This is a genomic window from Enterococcus sp. AZ167 (genome assembly GCF_051714025.1).
GTDB classification, from domain to species: Bacteria; Bacillota; Bacilli; order Lactobacillales; family Enterococcaceae; genus Enterococcus_D; species Enterococcus_D casseliflavus.
Map to the genome: position 1 here is coordinate 146,705 of NZ_JBIORB010000002.1, position 17,105 is coordinate 163,809.

The following is a 17,105-nucleotide window of genomic DNA, read 5'->3' on the forward strand; positions in this document are numbered from 1 at the left end:
CTGAGCGGTTCTCCTTGAAAAGGAGGGCAGCTAGCTGGTTCTTCGGTTCCTTGTTGACAATGAAAGATCAATAGTACTCCCCGTGGCGATAGTCCCATGAGTTGAAGTGATCAGAAAGGTACATTTGGATTTTTTCAACATCGAGTCCTTTACGGATCAAGACAGGTGCGGGAGTGATGGAGCGTTGGTCTCCTTGCTCAGGAATCAAGTTGCCGTCTTTATCAACGAAAGAAACCATGACTCCTTGCTCATAGCGGGTTTCCAGCGTTTTGTCTGGTTGGATCGATGCAACATAGTCATTGCCTTCAATGATTAGATCGGCTTCTTGCGCGATTTGTTCGCCGATTCCTTCAACAAGTCCGCGGTTTCCTTTGCCTGAAGGGTTCGCTGAGCTGGCGAAAAGCAATTTCTTTTTCTGATCCCAAAGTTCTTTTGAAATCTGCTCACCAGGGACACCGAATTTGATCACAAAACAGCTGGTTCCCCGAACGTCCGTCATCAATTCTTCTGAACCATCGTTTGGGATATAGGCTTTTCCTGATTCTTTCCAAGGCAAAATCGCGCCGAATAACACGTCATTGTTCCAGCAAGTTTCGTAAACGGCGGCGGTTTCCGCATTTAATTCGGCTAATTCATGTAGCTGTTCCAATGAGCTGCAAAGAACGACGCCTGGTTTGTTACGCTTGCGATTCTTTGCTGAAAACTTGCGTTCCAGCCCTTTTTTATCAGAGACGGCAATGATATAGCCGACTTTGGTTGGGCAAACGATCACTTTGCCTTCTTCATTCAAATAGTTGATCGCACGTTGATTTGGTTCTCCTGTCCATGGGACTTGTTTTGTTTCTTTCACTCTCTTCATCCTCCCTGTCTTCCAATGAATCGCCGTCATGAAAAATATAACGGAATATTCTGAAAATTCTGATTGAATATGGTTACCCTTGATGATAAGGGAATCAATCTGTGTAGTCAAGGGGATTTACACCAGAATGTAAAAAGAGAGGAAGAGGAAAACCGTATATACGTCATTAGAGAATAGAGTGAATGATTGACAGCGACACTATTTTTTTCCGCTTTGTATGAAAAAATTGACTGTTTTTCATGTTATTTATATGGGAAGATAGGCTTATAGATAGAAGAACGCAATCAAAAGAATAGTTTTTTTGTGAAAGATGAGGAATATCATGAGTGAAAAGAAAAAAATACGCAAGCTTTTGTTGGCATCGATTGTCGCTGGGAGTATCTATGGTGGCGGTGCCTTGCTTTTTGGGTTGCTGGTCAGTTATAACGTCCTCTTGTTAGATGGGGTCTATACATTGATTGGTGCAGTGATGTCACTGATTGCTTTGTACGTGGCAAAATATATCCAAGCCCAAGATTTTGAACGTTTCCCATTCGGTAAAGAGGCATTGATGCCATTAGTGGTATTTATTCAATATAGTATCATCCTGCTGATCTCAATTTATGGGATCATTGAGTCTGCCTTTAGTTTGTTACACGTCAGTGATGGCATGATTGATCCAATCGGTTTGTATTTCTCGCTGGTTGGTACGATCTACTGTTTCTCTTTTTACTTGTACTTAAAAAAGAAACCACTGACCCATCCCTTTTATTGGGTGGAACTAGAACAATGGCGTTTCGGCTTTTTCTTTAGTCTGGGTGTCGTCGGTTCATTTCTTGTGTCCTGGCTGATCCAAGCCAGTCCCTATGGGGATTTTGCGATGTATGTCGACCCAATCATCTCCATCGGGATCACCTTGTTCTTTATCCAGCTTTCGATAAAAGAGTTGAAAGCAGCGATTTTAGAATTGACTTCTTCTACTCCAAAAGAAGAACTGCGGGAGACTATCATGACGATCGTTGAAAAAGAATTGCGCGCAGAAGAAGTGGTGGACTTTGTGTTACGTACCGCCAAAGTCGGTAATCAAGTCATTGTGGAATTAGATGTAGTGATTTTACCTGCAACTCCTCTCGATACAGTAGGTCAGCAAGATCTCTTGCGAGAACGATTGAATCAGGCAATCAGCCAACAGATTTCCGGTTATTCCCTCTGGCTAAACATAAATTTTGTCGGTGACATCAAATGGGCGTATAGTGAGGAGTAAGAATGGCTGCAAAGCAGCTTGAATAAACCGTTTAAATGACAGAGAAAAGAGGAAACAAATGACAATTCTGAAAACCTATGGAAAAATCACCGCAGCACTTTTCTTGTTAGCGGCAAGCATCAATTTATTTTTAGGACCGCATCATGTGGCAGCTGGCGGTGTCAGCGGAATCGGTATTTTATTAGAGTCAGCACTCGGTTGGGATCGAGCGGCTGTGATCATGGTCTTGAATATTCTCATGCTTATTCTTGCCTATGCCTTTTTAGGGAAGGGGCCTTTTTTGAAAGTCCTCTATGGTAGTTTTGCTTTTCCAGTAGCAATTGCTTTAGTCCCAGAATATATGGTGGCTGAAGACCGGTTGCTTTCCGTGATTTTTGGCAGTGCGATTTTTGCTTTAGGGGTAGCGATTTTGTACAAAAATCAGTCTTCCAGCGGTGGCACAACGATTCCACCGCTGATTTTCAAGAAATACTTTAATTTGAATCCAGCGATTGGCTTGCTGGCGACCGATGCGATCGTTGTTTCCATGAATTTGTTCGTTTTCGGGTTTGAAGAGTTCTTGTTTGCGATCTTATCGATCGTGATCACCTCTGGTGTGATGACCTACATTGAAACCGGCTTTAACCGAAAGAAATCTATTATGATCTTAAGTGAGAACCACGTGAATGAGATTCGAGAAGCGGTCTTTGATAAAACAGCTCGGGGTGCGACCTTGTTGGCTGCCCAAGGCGGCTACCAGCAAGCCGACAAGCAAGTGCTGCTGATCGTTGCCAGCGACCAAGAGTTTATGCAGATCAGACAAATCATTGAGACTATTGACCCAAAAGCGTTTGTGATCGTCAATAATGTCTCAGAAGTACTGGGGCAAGGTTTTAGTTATCACCCGATCGAATGATCGTATTCTCGCTTGTTCAGCGTACGAAACCACCCTCGTCAAGTAGGCTATCTACTCGACGAGGGTGGTTTTTAAGGTCCATGGTTTTCAAATAGCTTTACTCCGTAAAGTAATCGGGAAAGGCTTTTTCCACAAAAATCAGATCGTTATCAATGACATCAATGTGTTGTCCGACCAAGGGAGCAATTTTGGCTTGGTCTTTTTCTTTTAAGGTTGCTAAGATTTCTTCATGATCTCGCAAAATAATTTCCCAAGACAATTCCTCCACCTCTAAACGTAAGAAGCGGAAGCGATTTAATGGAAGATTGATCGTTTGCAGCCAATTCCAGACATTTTCTTTGTCGGCGATTTTATAAATCAACTGATGGAAGGCCTCGTCGAGTTGGAAAAACTCGATTTCATCCTTCAATTGGGCATAGGTCCGCTGCAAAATAACGAGTTTTTCTAGTTCTTTCAGCTGTTCTTCTGTAACGGCTTGGCAGGCCGCTACGAATACTTCTTTTTCAAGCGTCTCTCTGACAAAACGGGCTTCTTCAATTTGTTTGATGCTGATTTTAGAAATATAGGTGCCACTTTGGGGAACGACATGGATCAGTGCTTCACGGCGCAGACGAATAATTGCTTCACGGATCGGCGTCCTACCGATGGTTAGCCGTTGCTCCAATTCCTTTTCAGATATTTTTTGACCGGGAATCAGTTTGGCGGTTAAGATCAACTCTTTGATTGATTCATAAGCTTGTGATTGAAAATTTGTAGGGTTCAACATAAACGCTTCTTTCTGTATCAGGCATTCAATTCCCTTCGAAAGAATAACTCTGAAGAAATATGCCTAGGGATAGTTTTGAGTAATAAAACTAGTATATAAGTTGAATAACCTTTTGTAAAGGCTTGCAATTCAGTATGGAATTAACTAGAATACTAATATATCAGTTTTATGAAAAAGGAGGAAGTAGGATGTTTGATTTTGCTGCCTTGAAGCAGGCAGGAGTTACGATGCCGGTCGTTCCCAAAGAAGTGAGGGATCAATCAGATACTCAATTTCAATGGCTACACTTTGGTGGGGGAAATTTGTATCGGGCATTTCACGCAGAAGTAGCCCAAACGTTGATCGATCAACAAGCGTTGTCAAAAGGAATCGTAGTGTGTGAAACCTTTGATGAACAAGTGATCGATCAAGTGTACGCGCCATACGAGAATGACATTTTAGAAGTGATCATGCACGAAGGGGGACGGTTGGAGAAAAAATTGCTCCAGTCAACGGCGGCTAGTTATTATTGCCATCCTTCCCACACTGCGAGTTATGAGCATATACGCAAAGTATTTCGTGAGCCGTCACTACAATTGGTCACCGTAACAATCACAGAAAAAGGCTATGGTTTAAAAGACAGTCAGGGGAATTTTTTACCTGTCGTCCAAGCGGATCTCGCTGCGGGTCCTCATCAGGTCAACCATACAATGAGCATTTTGGCTAGCTTTTTATGGGATCGTTTTCAATCAGGGGCTCTTCCGATCGCTATGGTCTCTACCGACAATTTTTCGCAAAATGGGCTCCGTTTCCAAGCGGCGATTGTCACCATCGCAAAAGAGTGGCAAAAGCTGGGGCATATTTCAGAAGCGTTTGTCCGATACTTAGAAAACAACGCGCAAGTGACGTTTCCGTGGTCAATGATCGATCGGATCACGCCAAATCCTTCAACAGCAGTTGCAGAAGAATTAGCAGCAGCTGGCATTCAGCAGCTGCCAGTCATTCGGACCGATAAAGGAACGATGATCGCTCCGTTTGCTAATACAGAGGCGACTCATTATTTAGTGATTGAAGATGATTTCCCGAACGGTCGCCCGAATTTAGACAAAGCGGGGGTGATCTTGACGAGTCGAGAGATCGTAGACAAAACCGATAGTATGAAAGTCACAACTTGTTTGAATCCACTGCATACGGCAATGAGTTTGTTCGGCTGTTTACTCGGCTATACATCCATTGCTGCGGAAATGACCGATCCAGATATTGTCGCTTTGATCAAAGGAATCGGCTATCGTGAAGGCTTGCCGGTAGTGGAAGATCCTGAGATCATTCAGCCAAAGAAATTTATCGATGAGGTGGTCGGTCTTCGTTTACCGAATCCGCTGATTCCTGACACCCCACAGCGCATCGCCGCAGACACCTCACAGAAAATCGCCATCCGTTTTGGTGAAACCATCAAAAAGTATGTGGAGAAAGAAGGCTCGGCTTCTGAGCTGACTTTTATTCCTTTAGCGATTGCTGGCTGGTTGCGCTATCTCTTAGCGATCGATGATGAAGGCCATCCATTTGTCCCAAGTCCTGATCCCCTCTTAGCAGAATTGCAAGAGATTTTACATGAGTGTCAGTTGGGGTCAGCCGCCGATGTTCAAGAGATCATTCGACCAATCTTAGCAAATCCGCAGATTTTTGGTTTGGATCTCTATCGAGCAGGAATCGCTGAAAACGTGGGTCACTTGTTCACTAAGATGCTAACAGGAACCGGCGCAGTTCGTAAAACATTACATGAAACAGTAGAAGGGATCGAATAAAAAATGGAAATGACATTTCGTTGGTATGGAAAAGAATACGATAAAATCAAGTTAGCAGATATCCGTCAAATTCCTGGGATGAAAGGCATCGTCGGCACACTTTTTGATTTGCCTGCTGGGGCAGTTTGGCCCAAAGAACGGATCAAGGCGCTCGTTGAAGAAGTCGAAGCAGCTGGACTTTCTCTGAAGGTGATCGAAAGTGTCAATATTCATGATGACATCAAGATTGGCTTGCCTTCGAGAGACCTGTATATCGAAAACTACAAAGAAACGATTCGTAATTTGGCAGCATACGGGATCGAAGTGATCTGCTATAATTTTATGCCGATTTTTGATTGGATCAAAACGGATCTCGATTATCGTTTAGCCGATGGTTCTTCTACGATGGCATTTGAAAAAGCAGGGATCGACAAAGACCCAGAAGAGATCGTCAAAGAAGTTGAGGAGTCAAGCTCTGGCTATACCTTGCCAGGCTGGGAACCAGAACGTTTGGCACATGTCAAAGAATTGTTTGCTGCGTATAAGGATGTCGATGATGACAAATTAAGAGAAAACTTTGCTTATTTCCTAAAAGCCATCATTCCCACCTGTGAAGAGGTCGGCATCAAGATGGCTGTTCATCCAGATGATCCTCCCTATTCGATTTTTGGTCTGCCGCGTATCGTTAAAAACCGTGATGATCTGGATTGGGTCTGCAACGTGATCGACAGTCCGTCAAATGGTATCACACTTTGTACTGGCAGTATCGCCGAAGACCCAGCCAATAATGTCTATGAGATTTTGGCTGAGTTTTGTCGCCGGGATCGGATTCCTTTTGCCCATGTTCGTAACATTCAATACTTGGGCAATGACAAAGACTTTTATGAAGCACCGCATCTCTCCTCTGAAGGCTCGTTAGACATGTATCAGATCCTAGAAGCGATGTACAAAAATGGCTTTGACGGCTATATTCGACCAGATCATGGGCGAATGATCTGGGGAGAAACGGGACGTCCAGGCTATGGCTTATATGATCGGGCGATCGGCGCTTCTTACTTATTAGGGTTGTGGGAAGCCATCGACAAGAGCGTGGGGCGTTAAGAAAAGGAGCGAAGAAATGTTTTTAACTGACGATTTTATTTTGAAAAACAGCTTTGCCAAAGAGTTATACCATGGGTATGCAAAAAAGCAGCCGATCATTGATTACCATTGTCATTTAGATCCGAAAGAGATTTTCGAAGACCAAAACTTCACCAATCTGACCCAAGCGTGGCTGGCGGGGGACCATTACAAATGGCGCTTGATGCGAGCCAATGGTGTTGCAGAATCTTTGATCACTGGCGATGCTGACGACTACGAAAAATTCTGTGCTTGGGCGCAGACCTTGGAGGCTTGCATTGGCAATCCATTATATGTCTGGACCAATTTGGAATTGAAGCGAATCTTTGGTATTGATGAGCGGTTGACACTAGCCAATGCAGCAAGCATTTGGGAAAAAGCCAATCAACAGTTGCAGACGAAGGAATTTTCACCACGAGGGCTGATCAAAAAGATGGCCGTTGAGGTGATCTGTACGACGGATGATCCCATTGATTCGTTGACGTATCATCAAAAGCTGGCAGAAGAATCCTTTGCTGTGTATCCTACCTTTCGTCCTGACAAAGCAATCAATCTGCAGAATTCAGAATTTCCAGCATACCTTAAGCAATTGGCTGCAGCTGCGAGCAAAGAAATCACTAGCTATCAAACGCTGGTTGAAGCATTGACCGTACGTATTTTTTACTTCCAGCAACTGGGCTGTCGTTTAGCAGATCACAGTCTATCACGTCTTGGAGAGGAAGCCTACGATACCGCTGCACTTGAAGCGATTTTTCAGAAGCGTTTGACCACTGGGACACTGACTAATGAAGAAATCAGACAGTTTCAAACCGGCTTGCTGATTGACTTGATGCGCCAATACGAGAAGCAAGGCTGGACCGCGCAATTGCATCTGATGGCGACTCGCAACAACAATCAAAAACTTTTCCAACAACTAGGACCTGATAGCGGCGGTGATGCAATGGGGGACGACCGTCTAGCGAGCGGCTTAAGTCGGACATTGGCGCAGCTTCAGGCGGAAAGCTTACTGCCGAAGACGATTTTGTATTCACTGAACCCCAAAGATTATCCAGTGTTGACTGCGCTGATGGGGGCGTTCCAAGAAGAGAGCAAAGGCAAGCTGCAATTAGGCTCTGCTTGGTGGTTCAATGATACGTATTCTGGTATGCGGCATCAGTTGACGACCCTAGCAGAAGGCGGGATTCTTGGAAACTTCGTCGGCATGCTGACGGATTCTCGCAGCTTTTTGTCTTATCCACGCCACGAGTATTTCCGGCGGATTTTGTGTCAGGTGATCAGTGAATGGGTAGAAGACGGACAACTGCCAGCAGATGAAATATATTTAGGGCAGATCGTCGCAGATATCTCTTATCACAATGCGAAAACCTACTTTGATTTTCCAAACTAATGACTACTCGATTCGTTTTTGGCTTGCTAGAGAAGGAATCGAGTGTTTGTATGGCTATTGCTAAAGTTGCGTCTGTTCATTTACTATTGGCAGGGAATCCAGTACTATGATAGAAAGAATCAAAGAAGGAGCGAACAGTATGAATCCATTCTATGAAGAAGTCTATGCGCTGGCGCGGCAGATCCCTTTTGGTAAAGTCGTCTCCTATAGTCAGATTGCGTGGAAATTGGGACAAATCAACGGCGCGCGAGCAGTCGGTCGAGCGATGCGCTTGAGCCCTCAGGATGTCCCTGCCCATCGAGTCGTGCGGGCAGATGGCGTCTTAGTTGGTCCCTCCGCCAATGGGCGAAAAGCAGCACTCGTCGATGAAGGGGTGGTCTTCAAAGCCAGTGGTCGTATCGATATGAAGGCTTGCAGTTGGTCCATGAGCGAGATCGCTCCCGCTCAAATGAAGGAGCCATTATGAAAAAACGTGAATTTATCGTGCAAGATCTGTTGAGTAAAATCTATCAGGAAGAATTTTCTGCCGGCAAATTACCCAACCAAAGAACCCTTGCGCAAACCTATGGTGTTTCGCGGTTTACGATCCAGCAAGCAATCAAAAACCTTGAAGAGATCGGGATCGTCAAAGTGGTACAAGGTTCAGGGATTTTTATCCATGAAAAATGGGTCAAAAACCCAATGATATTTAATTCCTTGACCCGCACCCCTTATGACCGCATCCATTCCAAAATGATTTCCTTGAATAAGGCGGCAGCAACGTTGGATGAACAGCAGATTTTCCAAATAGGCCCAGACGAGGAAGTCTGGACCTTTGAACGAGTGCGGATCGTCAATTACAAAATCGAACAGCTGGAAACGTCTAAATTGCCCGTCAGCCTATTTCCCGAATTGACACAAGAAATCGTGGAGCACTCGATCCAACGCTATGTCGAAAGCTGCGGATACCGCATTTCCCACTACATCACAAGCTATACCCCCATCACCACATCGACCGCGCAATCGGGCATTTTATTGTGCAAGCGGGGGACACCGGCAATGCAGATCAGCAATCGGGCGATTTTAGAAGACGGACGCGTGTATGAGTTCAGCAATATCGTTGCCATTGATTATGCCGTGACCTACATCCGTCCCTTTGACCGTGAGATCCATCGCTCACGCATCGATTGATTTTTAGGAAAGCAAATGTGCTAGTTGCGTCGTCTTTACCCAGAGAGAACAAAGACATCCCCTGTCGATTGGACAGGGGATGTCTTTTGTTGTGTTTAAGGAGTGATCAAAGTGCCGTCTGGTGTACGGCTCTGGGTCCATTCATGAGGACGGTAAACCACGGGAAATTCCGAAGCTACTGCTTCATCGAACGTGATTCCGATCCCACTTTTCTCGATGGGATAAAAATAGCCGTTTTCAGGTTGTGGACTACCACCAAAGACCGACTGGGTATTTGCTGGGATCGCAATCGTTTCTTGGATCGCGGCATTGTGGAGATGGATATTTAGATGGGTGTTGACGGCTAAGCCGACAGGGCTGATATCAGACGGCGTATGCCAAGCGATCCGAATGCCCATTGCATCGCAGAAGTGAGCCAATTTCAATGCTGGCGTGATCCCACCGATTTGTGAGACATGGGCACGCATAAAGTCAATCTGTTGATTTTTGACTAGCTCTTGCCATTCCATCGGATTATTGAACAATTCGCCGGTCGCGATCGGGGTCGCCGACTGGCTGCGGAGTTGCTGCAACCACTTGTTTTGATCCGGCGGCAAAATATCTTCTAGGAAAAAGAGATTGAAAGGCTCAGCGGCTTTTGCAAATTGAATCGCTTGGTTTGGATGCAACCGTTCATGCACGTCATGCAGCATTTGAAATTGATTGCCGTATCGTTCTTGGATCGCAGCAAACATTTTCAGTGTTGTGTCCATGTAGTCTGTTTGATCAAAATAGGAACCAGCGATGGGCTGATCGGGTGTTTGCAGTTGGCTAGGATTTCCACCATAAAAGCCTAATTGGCAACGGATATAGCGATAGCCCTCAGCCAAGAAGCGATCGATTTCTTGATAAAGGTCTTCGAGATTATCTGCCACGGCATGGGTATAGGCGGGAATCGCCGTACGCGCTTTTCCACCTAACAGTTGATACAATGGCATATCGGCTAATTGTCCCTTGATGTCCCATAAAGCCATGTCGACTCCTGAGATGGCATTGTTGGTGATCGGACCATTCCGCCAGTAAGAATTGACATTCATCACTTGCCAAAGATCTTCGATTTGATTGGCATCGCGGCCAAGTAAGAGGGGGCGTAAATACTCGTCAACGACGGTTTTTACGGCTAGTGGGCGAAACTGGAAGGTTGCACAACCTAACCCAGATACGCCTTTGTTCGTTTCTACTTTAACGACAACAAGGTTATGACGATCAGGTTTGATCGCAAAGGCTTTGACGTCGGTGATGATCGTTGGTGTCATTTCATTCACTCCAATTTTTGTCTCTAGTTGCTATAGCCATTGAAACATGCTTGGCAACCGCTGTCAATTTGGTCTAATAAAAACTGGATATACACCATAAAACCAGTCCAATTTTTGCCTATTTTATAATAAAACGTTGATATATAGCGTTTTTATTCTGGTTTTATCAAAAAAGGACTGGTTTTACAAGTCTGTGTGAGCATGCTACTATGTGTGTGAAAACGGAAACACCTGAAAGGGCGCCCGTCAAAAGGATCAGGACCGTTAGCAAACAACAGGGGGAAAAAAAGATGACCAAAGAAGACATCGTAAAACAGATCATTAAAGATGTTGGCGGATCAGACAATATCAACAATGCATGGCACTGTATGACTCGCTTGCGTTTTGATTTAAAGGATGAGAAAAAAGTCGACTATGCGGCGTTAGAAAAAACACCCAAAGTCGTAGGAACAAAATATCAAAGCAATCAGCTGCAAGTAGTGATAGGAACGGATGTTGCTGATTATTATGCACCTTTAGCCAAAGAATTAGGACTTGATGAAGCGAACCAAGGGGAAACATCAGAGAAAAAAGGAGCCGTTTCCTTATTTATGGATACCGTTTCTGGCGTTTTTGGTCCGATCGTTCCAGCTATCGCTGGCGCAGGAATGATCAAAGGATTGATGGCTGGATTGGTGGCATTGAATGTCATCTCTAATCAAACAGATACCTATTTAGTGATCGACATGATTGCGAGCGGCGTATTCACATTCTTGCCATTTTTTGTTGCTGCTTCTGCCGCTCGGATTTTTAAAACCAATCAATATTTAGCGATCGCAATCGCGGCAACGCTGCAATTTCCAACGATGACCAATGCGGTAGCCGAAGGGAGCATTTCCGCCTTTCGTTTGTTCGGCGTATTGCCAGTACCCGTCTTTAACTATGCAGGGACAGTGATTCCGATTATCTTTGCCGTGCTGGCGCTCAGCTATATTTACCGTTGGGTCGATAAACTCTTACCACAAGTGCTGCGTACTGTGTTTACACCGACGATTTCGTTGTTTGTCGCTGGTATCTTGACATTAACGGTCATTGGCCCAATCAGTATCCATCTAGGAAACTTATTGGCTGCTGGCGTGGCTGGATTATTCACTATCTCGCCTGTCTTAGCAGGAATCGTGGTAGGGGCGATTCGACCAATCGCAATCTTCACGGGACTGCATCATGCCATGACCCCGATCGCTTTGCAAAACTTTGCCAATCAAGGATATGATATGCTGATGCCAATGATGTTTATGGCAAATATGGCAATCACCGGCGCAACAGCAGCTATTTATTTCAAAGTTAAAACCAAAGAAGAAAAATCGATCATTCTATCGTCGGCGGTTTCAGGCTTGTTAGGGATCACAGAACCTGCGTTATTCGGGATTTTGTCGAAGTATAAAAAAGCCTTTATCGCAGCAACAGTTGGTAGTTCTGTAGCTTCTGCCTTCATCAGTTTCTTCGGTGTTCGTATTTATGGGTACATTCTTTCAAGTATCTTTAGTTTGCCAGCCTATATCGGGGAATACTTTATCTACGCCGTTTTGGGGATCATCTTGGCGATCGGCTTATCCTTTGCCATGAGCTGGTTCTTGGTACCAAATCAAGCAGCAGAAGGCGATCGTTACACCAACGAAGTGGATCTGCATGCCGTGACCCATGGTGAATACGTCCCATTAGAAGATGTACCAGATGAAGTTTTTTCAACGAAAATGATGGGAGAAGGCTATGCCATCGAGTCACAAGATGGCCAAATCTTTGCACCAGTCAATGGCGAAGTCACCACTGTGTTCCCTTCAAAACATGCCGTCGGGATCAAGACCCAAAACGGCGTTGAAGTTCTTGTGCATATGGGGATCGATACAGTTTCCCTTGGCGGTCAAGGCTTTGAAGTCTTTGTCAAAGCTGGGGAGCAAGTCACTCCGCAAACCAAACTGGCACAAATGGATCTGCCGTTTATCAAACAGCAAGGCAAAGAAACCATGGTGATCGTTTTGATCACCAACATGGATCGCGTGCAGCAATTTTCTGGAAGTACTGATTTAGAAGGCAGACACCAAGCCGGTGCATTACTGGAAAAAGTCGTTTTGAATGCCTAATAAAAGAAAAAAGATGAGCTTCGTTAACGAAGTTCATCTTTTTTTCTTTGCAATTAACTACGCAGCCCGTGGCCTTTTTGGATCAAGTACCAGCATACGCTGTATAAGACGACAATGAACAAGACTAAAATACCGATGGATAGGAAAATCGGGACATCGATGGTGCCCAAAAAGCCGTAACGGAAACCAGAGATCATATACACGATCGGGTTGACTTTGGAGATCGTTTGCCAAATTGGCGGCAGCATGCTGATGGAGTAAAAGACGCCTCCAAGATAGGTCAATGGTTGTAAAACAAAGGTTGGCACGATGGAAACATCGTCAAAGGATTGGGCGAAGATCCCATTTAGCAACCCTGCTAATGAAAATAAGATGGCGGTCATGACAAGGGTTAGGACAACGATGACCCAAGAATAAACATGTAATGGGACGAAGAAAAGGGAAATGATGGTCACCAATGTGCCCACCAAGATACTACGTCCAAGTCCGCCAAAGACAAAGCCCCAAATGATGACGTGGGTAGGGACCGGCGCCACTAAGAGTTCCTCAATGTTTTTTTGAAACTTCTGTGAAAAGAAGGAAGAAGACACATTGGAGTATGAACTGGTGATCGTCGACATCATGATCAGCCCAGGAACGATAAATTCCATATAAGAAAAGCCGCCCATTTCGCCGATACGGCTGCCGATCATTTTCCCAAAGATAATAAAGTATAAGGAAGTAGTGATGACGGGTGGGACGAGGGTCTGCACCCAAATCCGTAAATAGCGGTTGGTCTCTTTGACCGCTAAACTTTTTAAGGCTGTAAAATAAAGACTAAACATGGTTTTCCTCCGCTTCGTGTGATTCTTCGGTGATTTTCAAAAATAGTTCTTCCAAGCGATTGGATTTGTTGCGCATGGAGAGGACATTGATCCCTTGCTGGCTGAATTGAGCAAAAAGATCGTTGACGCCTTGATCTCGAGCGACTTCAACAGCGATGGTCTGTTCATCTTCCATTTGGATCGGATACCCAGTGATCGTTGGTGCTTGTTTGATCGGTGCGATATCAAAAAGAAAGGTTTCAAATTGCAGTTTTGCCAATAAGGACTTCATGCTGGTGTTTTCGATCAGTTCACCAGATTGGATGATCCCGATGTTGCGGCAAAGCATTTCCGCCTCTTCTAAATAATGGGTCGTCAAAATGATCGTTGTGCCCTTTTGGTTCAATTCCCGCAAAAAGCTCCACATTTCTCGCCGTAATTCGATATCGACACCTGCCGTCGGTTCATCCAAAATCAATAGCCGTGGTTCATGCATCAGGGCACGAGCAATCATCAAACGGCGTTTCATCCCGCCCGACAGCATCCGCGCACGAACATTGCGTTTTTCCCACAAATTCGACTGCTTCAAGTATTTTTCGCTGCGCTTGATGGCTTCGTTGCGAGGGACACCATAATACCCAGCTTGATTGACAACGATCTGCTGGACCGTTTCAAAGGGATTGAAATTGAATTCTTGGGGAACCAGACCAATCTGTTGTTTGACTTGGACCAATTCTTTGTCTAAATCGTAGCCGAAGACTTTGACGCTTCCCGAAGATTTATTGACAAGAGAGGTGATAATGCCGATGGTGGTGGACTTTCCAGCGCCGTTTGGGCCTAACAAGGCATAAAAGTCGCCTTCTTCCACCGTCAAATTTATGCCCCGCAACGCTTCAACGCCGGTAGCATAGACTTTGCGTAAATCGGTTAGTTCTAGTGCATAGGTCATGTTTGTTTGAACTCCTTCTATGTATGATGGTTTATTCTATCATTTTTTTTCAAGAAGAACCGCATGATTTGATTTTTTTCATTTGATTAGATAACAATTGTTGCTAATCGATGAAAAGTGGGAAAGAGGCAAAAGAAAAAACGACCATTTGATCGTTTTTTCGATAAAGTCGATTGTTAGCATAAATACCGTTCTGGTCGTTCTGTCTGACCTAATAAGTAATCGACAGAAACATTATAGAGGGAAGCTGCATGTAGCAGCGTCAATACATCGGGTAAGCGATCGCCTGCTTCGTATAAGGTGTAATCGGGGTAAGACACATCGAGATGCTGGCATACTTCTTTTGGGCTCAATCCGCGTTCTTCTCTTAAAAATTTGAAGCGGCAACGCAAGGTGTCTAATAAAAAAGCTTCTTCTAATGTCACTTTGCGGTCCTCCTTAAAAAATAGCGCTTTTTTTCGCACTGTTCTCTTTTTATTGTACCAACAAAAGCAAAATATGCGAAGTGATTCACATGAAGGGCGATCAGTTTTTGTCAAAAAGTGAAACAAATGACTTGCTCTGAGACGCGTTTCATACAGTATGCTTGATTTATAAAAAGGAAGGCGGGATGGAAACATGAATACATACATGAAGAAAAATGGTGCAGAATGTTGTTATGTGACGTTGGCATTTGATGGACAACAACTGGTATTGACGAAGCCAAAAGGGTTCTTTCAAGAACGGTTAGTAGAAATTCCTGTGGATGAGATCAGTCACTTGACGTGTGATGAACACTTCGGGTCTCAGCGCATCGGATTTATCCATCACAACGATTACTATGAATTTTATACATGTGGGCTAAGTGTGATAGACTATATGAAAGAACAATTATTCGTTTAAGGAGCAGTGAGTCATGGCAAACATTCGGGATATTGCACGCTTGACCGGCTATTCGGTCTCAACGGTTTCACGAGTCATTAATAACAATCCTTATGTCAGTGAAGAAAAGCGTCGTAAGATCCTGGCTGTCATGGAAGAGGTCAACTATATTCCGAATTACACGGCGCGGGCATTAAGTGTCGGCAAAACCAAAAATATCGGTGTGATCCTGCCGTTTGTCAATCATCCCTATTTTGATCGATTATTGAGCGGCATCACGACAGCAGCGTTTGCTCGTGGCTATAAGGTGACGCTTTTAGCCACGAGCTATGATCCGCAAGTAGAGGAAGCGTATTTGCAAGAATTTGCGGCGAAAAGTTTTGATGCTTTGATCATTACTTCGCGGGCGAATCCGATCGAAACCTTATTGCCTTATCGTTCTTACGGACGCATCGTCTTTTGTGAAAATATCTCGTATTTGACTGACGGCTGCACCTATATCGATCGAGAGGAATCGATCAAGGAGGTCTTCACGTATTTTAAGGAAAAAGGCATCCAGAAAATCGGCGTGACATTGGGACGTAGCCGCAAGCTCAGCAGCAATTCAAAAATCACGGTCCGTTTGGCTCACGACTATTTTTCGACCTTTTCCGAAGACTTGATTTTTTGGGATTGTTTGACGGAAGAAGATGGCAAAGAAGCGGCTGCTTATTTTGCAGATAAAGGGGTCGAAGCGATTTTCACCAATGGGGATCATGTTGCTGCTGGGATCCAGTCGCAGGCGCCGGGAGAATGGCTCGTGATTGGACGGGACAATCTATACATCAGCGAGCTGCTGCAGCTTTCAACGATCGATCATCACTTGCAAGCTTGCGGGGAGACTGCCGTCCAATTGGCGGTAATGGAAAAAAGCGGCAACTATCGCATGCCTTATGAGTTCATCAAACGATAGCTACAGACGAAACGATGCGCAAACAGTGCCCCTGAGCGGGCAGTGCTTGCGCATCGTTTTTTTAATGGGATTTGGTGTAATGGTCAATGATCTGTTTCAACAGCTGCGCGCTGCCGACGCCTGCTTTTTGATCGTAATAGGCGGTAAAACGCTCGTCTTGAACGTACATTTCCCCTAAAGATCGGTGATATTCTGCTGAGTAAAAGGGCGCTGCTTGTTTAAGCCATGCTTGATGCGCAGCAAAAGCCTTTTCGGCTTTGTCAGAAGGGATTCGTTTCCCTTCCTTTTCATTCAATAGCTCTTTTATCAGCTGCAATAAGCGGTTTTCGTTGTCGGTCAGTGCTTGATAATCGACTTGGGTCATCTGCTGCCACTTTTGGTTGCTTTGTTCGATGATTTCCTCACCGTAGGCTTCTCGTAATTCGGCACCGTAGTTCGCTTCGTTTTCACGAATTTTTTGTTCCTTAAAATAACTGAATTTCTCTTGATCGGTCATCGTCTTTTCTCCTTCATAATAATCAATTGTTTGCGCTAAGGTGGTCAAAAGACTGTCCAGGGCTGCTCGCTCTTGTAAAAGCTGTTGGTAATGCTGCAACAAGACCGTTTGGATCGATTCTTGTGGCTCATCCAAGATTCCGCGGATCGTTTCTAATGACAGCCCAAAAGACTTAAAATATAAAATCTGCTGTAGGCGATCGACTTCCTGTCTCCCGTAGATACGGTAACCAGCTGAGTTGGTGCGTTGCGGTTGTAACAACTTGATCTGATCATAATACCGCAGGGTACGGCTGCTGACTCCTGACAGTTTAGCTAAGGCACTGATCGTATATTCCATCGGCTTTTCCCTCCTTACACCTGTATCCTAAAGGTTGACGTAACGACAAAGTCAAGAAAATTTTTTTGCGTTTTTTAAAATGTGCTAT

The 17,105-nt window shown here is 44.6% G+C and carries 17 protein-coding genes; 10 read left to right on the forward strand and 7 right to left on the reverse strand.

The annotated features are described in order from the left end of the window. Nucleotides 1–67: 67 nt before the first annotated feature. Nucleotides 68–859, reverse strand: a complete 792-nt coding sequence (locus IGJ05_RS12235; RefSeq protein ID WP_034859003.1) for an L-threonylcarbamoyladenylate synthase — start codon at nt 857–859, stop codon at nt 68–70. Between the two features lie 322 nt (nt 860–1,181). Between IGJ05_RS12235 and IGJ05_RS12240 the strand changes: the two genes are divergently transcribed. Continuing rightward, on the forward strand, nt 1,182–2,102 hold the full coding sequence (locus tag IGJ05_RS12240; RefSeq protein WP_266167194.1) for a cation transporter: 921 nt from the start codon (nt 1,182–1,184) through the stop codon (nt 2,100–2,102). Between the two features lie 58 nt (nt 2,103–2,160). Beyond that, complete coding sequence (locus IGJ05_RS12245; protein WP_005234105.1) at nt 2,161–2,997, forward strand: YitT family protein; 837 nt, start codon at nt 2,161–2,163, stop codon at nt 2,995–2,997. A 97-nt stretch (nt 2,998–3,094) separates the two neighbouring features. Here IGJ05_RS12245 and IGJ05_RS12250 read toward each other — a convergent pair whose 3' ends face one another. Then, nucleotides 3,095–3,763 carry a GntR family transcriptional regulator gene (locus tag IGJ05_RS12250; RefSeq protein ID WP_151195146.1) on the reverse strand — a complete coding sequence of 223 codons (669 nt, stop codon included), beginning with the start codon at nt 3,761–3,763 and terminating at the stop codon, nt 3,095–3,097. 188 nt (nt 3,764–3,951) lie between these two features. On the opposite strand from IGJ05_RS12250, the gene IGJ05_RS12255 reads away from it, so the two are divergent. The 5 genes from IGJ05_RS12255 to IGJ05_RS12275 all read left to right on the forward strand — a co-directional run bounded on the left by IGJ05_RS12255 (nt 3,952) and on the right by IGJ05_RS12275 (nt 9,202). Continuing rightward, on the forward strand, nt 3,952–5,547 hold the full coding sequence (locus IGJ05_RS12255) for a mannitol dehydrogenase family protein (RefSeq protein ID WP_266167196.1): 1,596 nt from the start codon (nt 3,952–3,954) through the stop codon (nt 5,545–5,547). A gap of 3 nt (nt 5,548–5,550) precedes the next feature. Next, nucleotides 5,551–6,627, forward strand: coding sequence for a mannonate dehydratase (gene uxuA / locus IGJ05_RS12260; RefSeq protein ID WP_115232719.1), 1,077 nt, complete (start codon nt 5,551–5,553; stop codon nt 6,625–6,627). A 16-nt stretch (nt 6,628–6,643) separates the two neighbouring features. Beyond that, complete coding sequence (gene uxaC, locus IGJ05_RS12265; RefSeq protein WP_266167197.1) at nt 6,644–8,032, forward strand: glucuronate isomerase; 1,389 nt, start codon at nt 6,644–6,646, stop codon at nt 8,030–8,032. Between the two features lie 139 nt (nt 8,033–8,171). Continuing rightward, on the forward strand, nt 8,172–8,498 hold the full coding sequence (locus IGJ05_RS12270; protein ID WP_074933265.1) for an MGMT family protein: 327 nt from the start codon (nt 8,172–8,174) through the stop codon (nt 8,496–8,498). Beyond that, a complete protein-coding gene (locus IGJ05_RS12275) occupies nt 8,495–9,202 on the forward strand; it encodes a GntR family transcriptional regulator (RefSeq protein ID WP_005234110.1) in 708 nt (235 codons plus the stop codon). The genes IGJ05_RS12270 and IGJ05_RS12275 overlap by 4 nt, the downstream gene beginning before the upstream one ends. A gap of 95 nt (nt 9,203–9,297) precedes the next feature. Here the strand turns inward: IGJ05_RS12275 and IGJ05_RS12280 are convergent, their stop codons facing one another. After that, a complete protein-coding gene (locus tag IGJ05_RS12280) occupies nt 9,298–10,497 on the reverse strand; it encodes an enolase C-terminal domain-like protein (RefSeq protein ID WP_266167198.1) in 1,200 nt (399 codons plus the stop codon). Between the two features lie 290 nt (nt 10,498–10,787). On the opposite strand from IGJ05_RS12280, the gene IGJ05_RS12285 reads away from it, so the two are divergent. Beyond that, nucleotides 10,788–12,617 (forward strand): glucose PTS transporter subunit IIA, encoded by a 1,830-nt coding sequence (locus tag IGJ05_RS12285; protein WP_266167199.1) that lies wholly within the window; start codon nt 10,788–10,790, stop codon nt 12,615–12,617. A 53-nt stretch (nt 12,618–12,670) separates the two neighbouring features. Here IGJ05_RS12285 and IGJ05_RS12290 read toward each other — a convergent pair whose 3' ends face one another. The 3 genes from IGJ05_RS12290 to IGJ05_RS12300 form a co-directional block, all read right to left on the reverse strand. Beyond that, entirely contained in the window at nt 12,671–13,441 is a 771-nt protein-coding gene (locus tag IGJ05_RS12290; RefSeq protein ID WP_266167200.1) for an ABC transporter permease, read from the reverse strand. Continuing rightward, nucleotides 13,434–14,369 (reverse strand): ABC transporter ATP-binding protein, encoded by a 936-nt coding sequence (locus IGJ05_RS12295; RefSeq protein WP_005228500.1) that lies wholly within the window; start codon nt 14,367–14,369, stop codon nt 13,434–13,436. The genes IGJ05_RS12290 and IGJ05_RS12295 overlap by 8 nt, the downstream gene beginning before the upstream one ends. A 176-nt stretch (nt 14,370–14,545) precedes the next feature. Next, nucleotides 14,546–14,794, reverse strand: a complete 249-nt coding sequence (locus IGJ05_RS12300; RefSeq protein WP_005234115.1) for a helix-turn-helix domain-containing protein — start codon at nt 14,792–14,794, stop codon at nt 14,546–14,548. Nucleotides 14,795–14,987: 193 nt separating this feature from the next. On the opposite strand from IGJ05_RS12300, the gene IGJ05_RS12305 reads away from it, so the two are divergent. Together IGJ05_RS12305 and IGJ05_RS12310 are read left to right on the forward strand one after the other, a co-directional pair. Further along, a complete protein-coding gene (locus tag IGJ05_RS12305) occupies nt 14,988–15,251 on the forward strand; it encodes a hypothetical protein (RefSeq protein WP_005228502.1) in 264 nt (87 codons plus the stop codon). 13 nt (nt 15,252–15,264) lie between these two features. Then, nucleotides 15,265–16,182 (forward strand): LacI family DNA-binding transcriptional regulator, encoded by a 918-nt coding sequence (locus IGJ05_RS12310; RefSeq protein ID WP_266167201.1) that lies wholly within the window; start codon nt 15,265–15,267, stop codon nt 16,180–16,182. 61 nt (nt 16,183–16,243) lie between these two features. Here the strand turns inward: IGJ05_RS12310 and IGJ05_RS12315 are convergent, their stop codons facing one another. Then, the gene (locus IGJ05_RS12315) at nt 16,244–17,017 is read right to left on the reverse strand and encodes a MerR family transcriptional regulator (protein ID WP_151195151.1); all 774 of its coding nucleotides are present in this window, start codon (nt 17,015–17,017) and stop codon (nt 16,244–16,246) included. Nucleotides 17,018–17,105 lie beyond the last annotated feature (88 nt).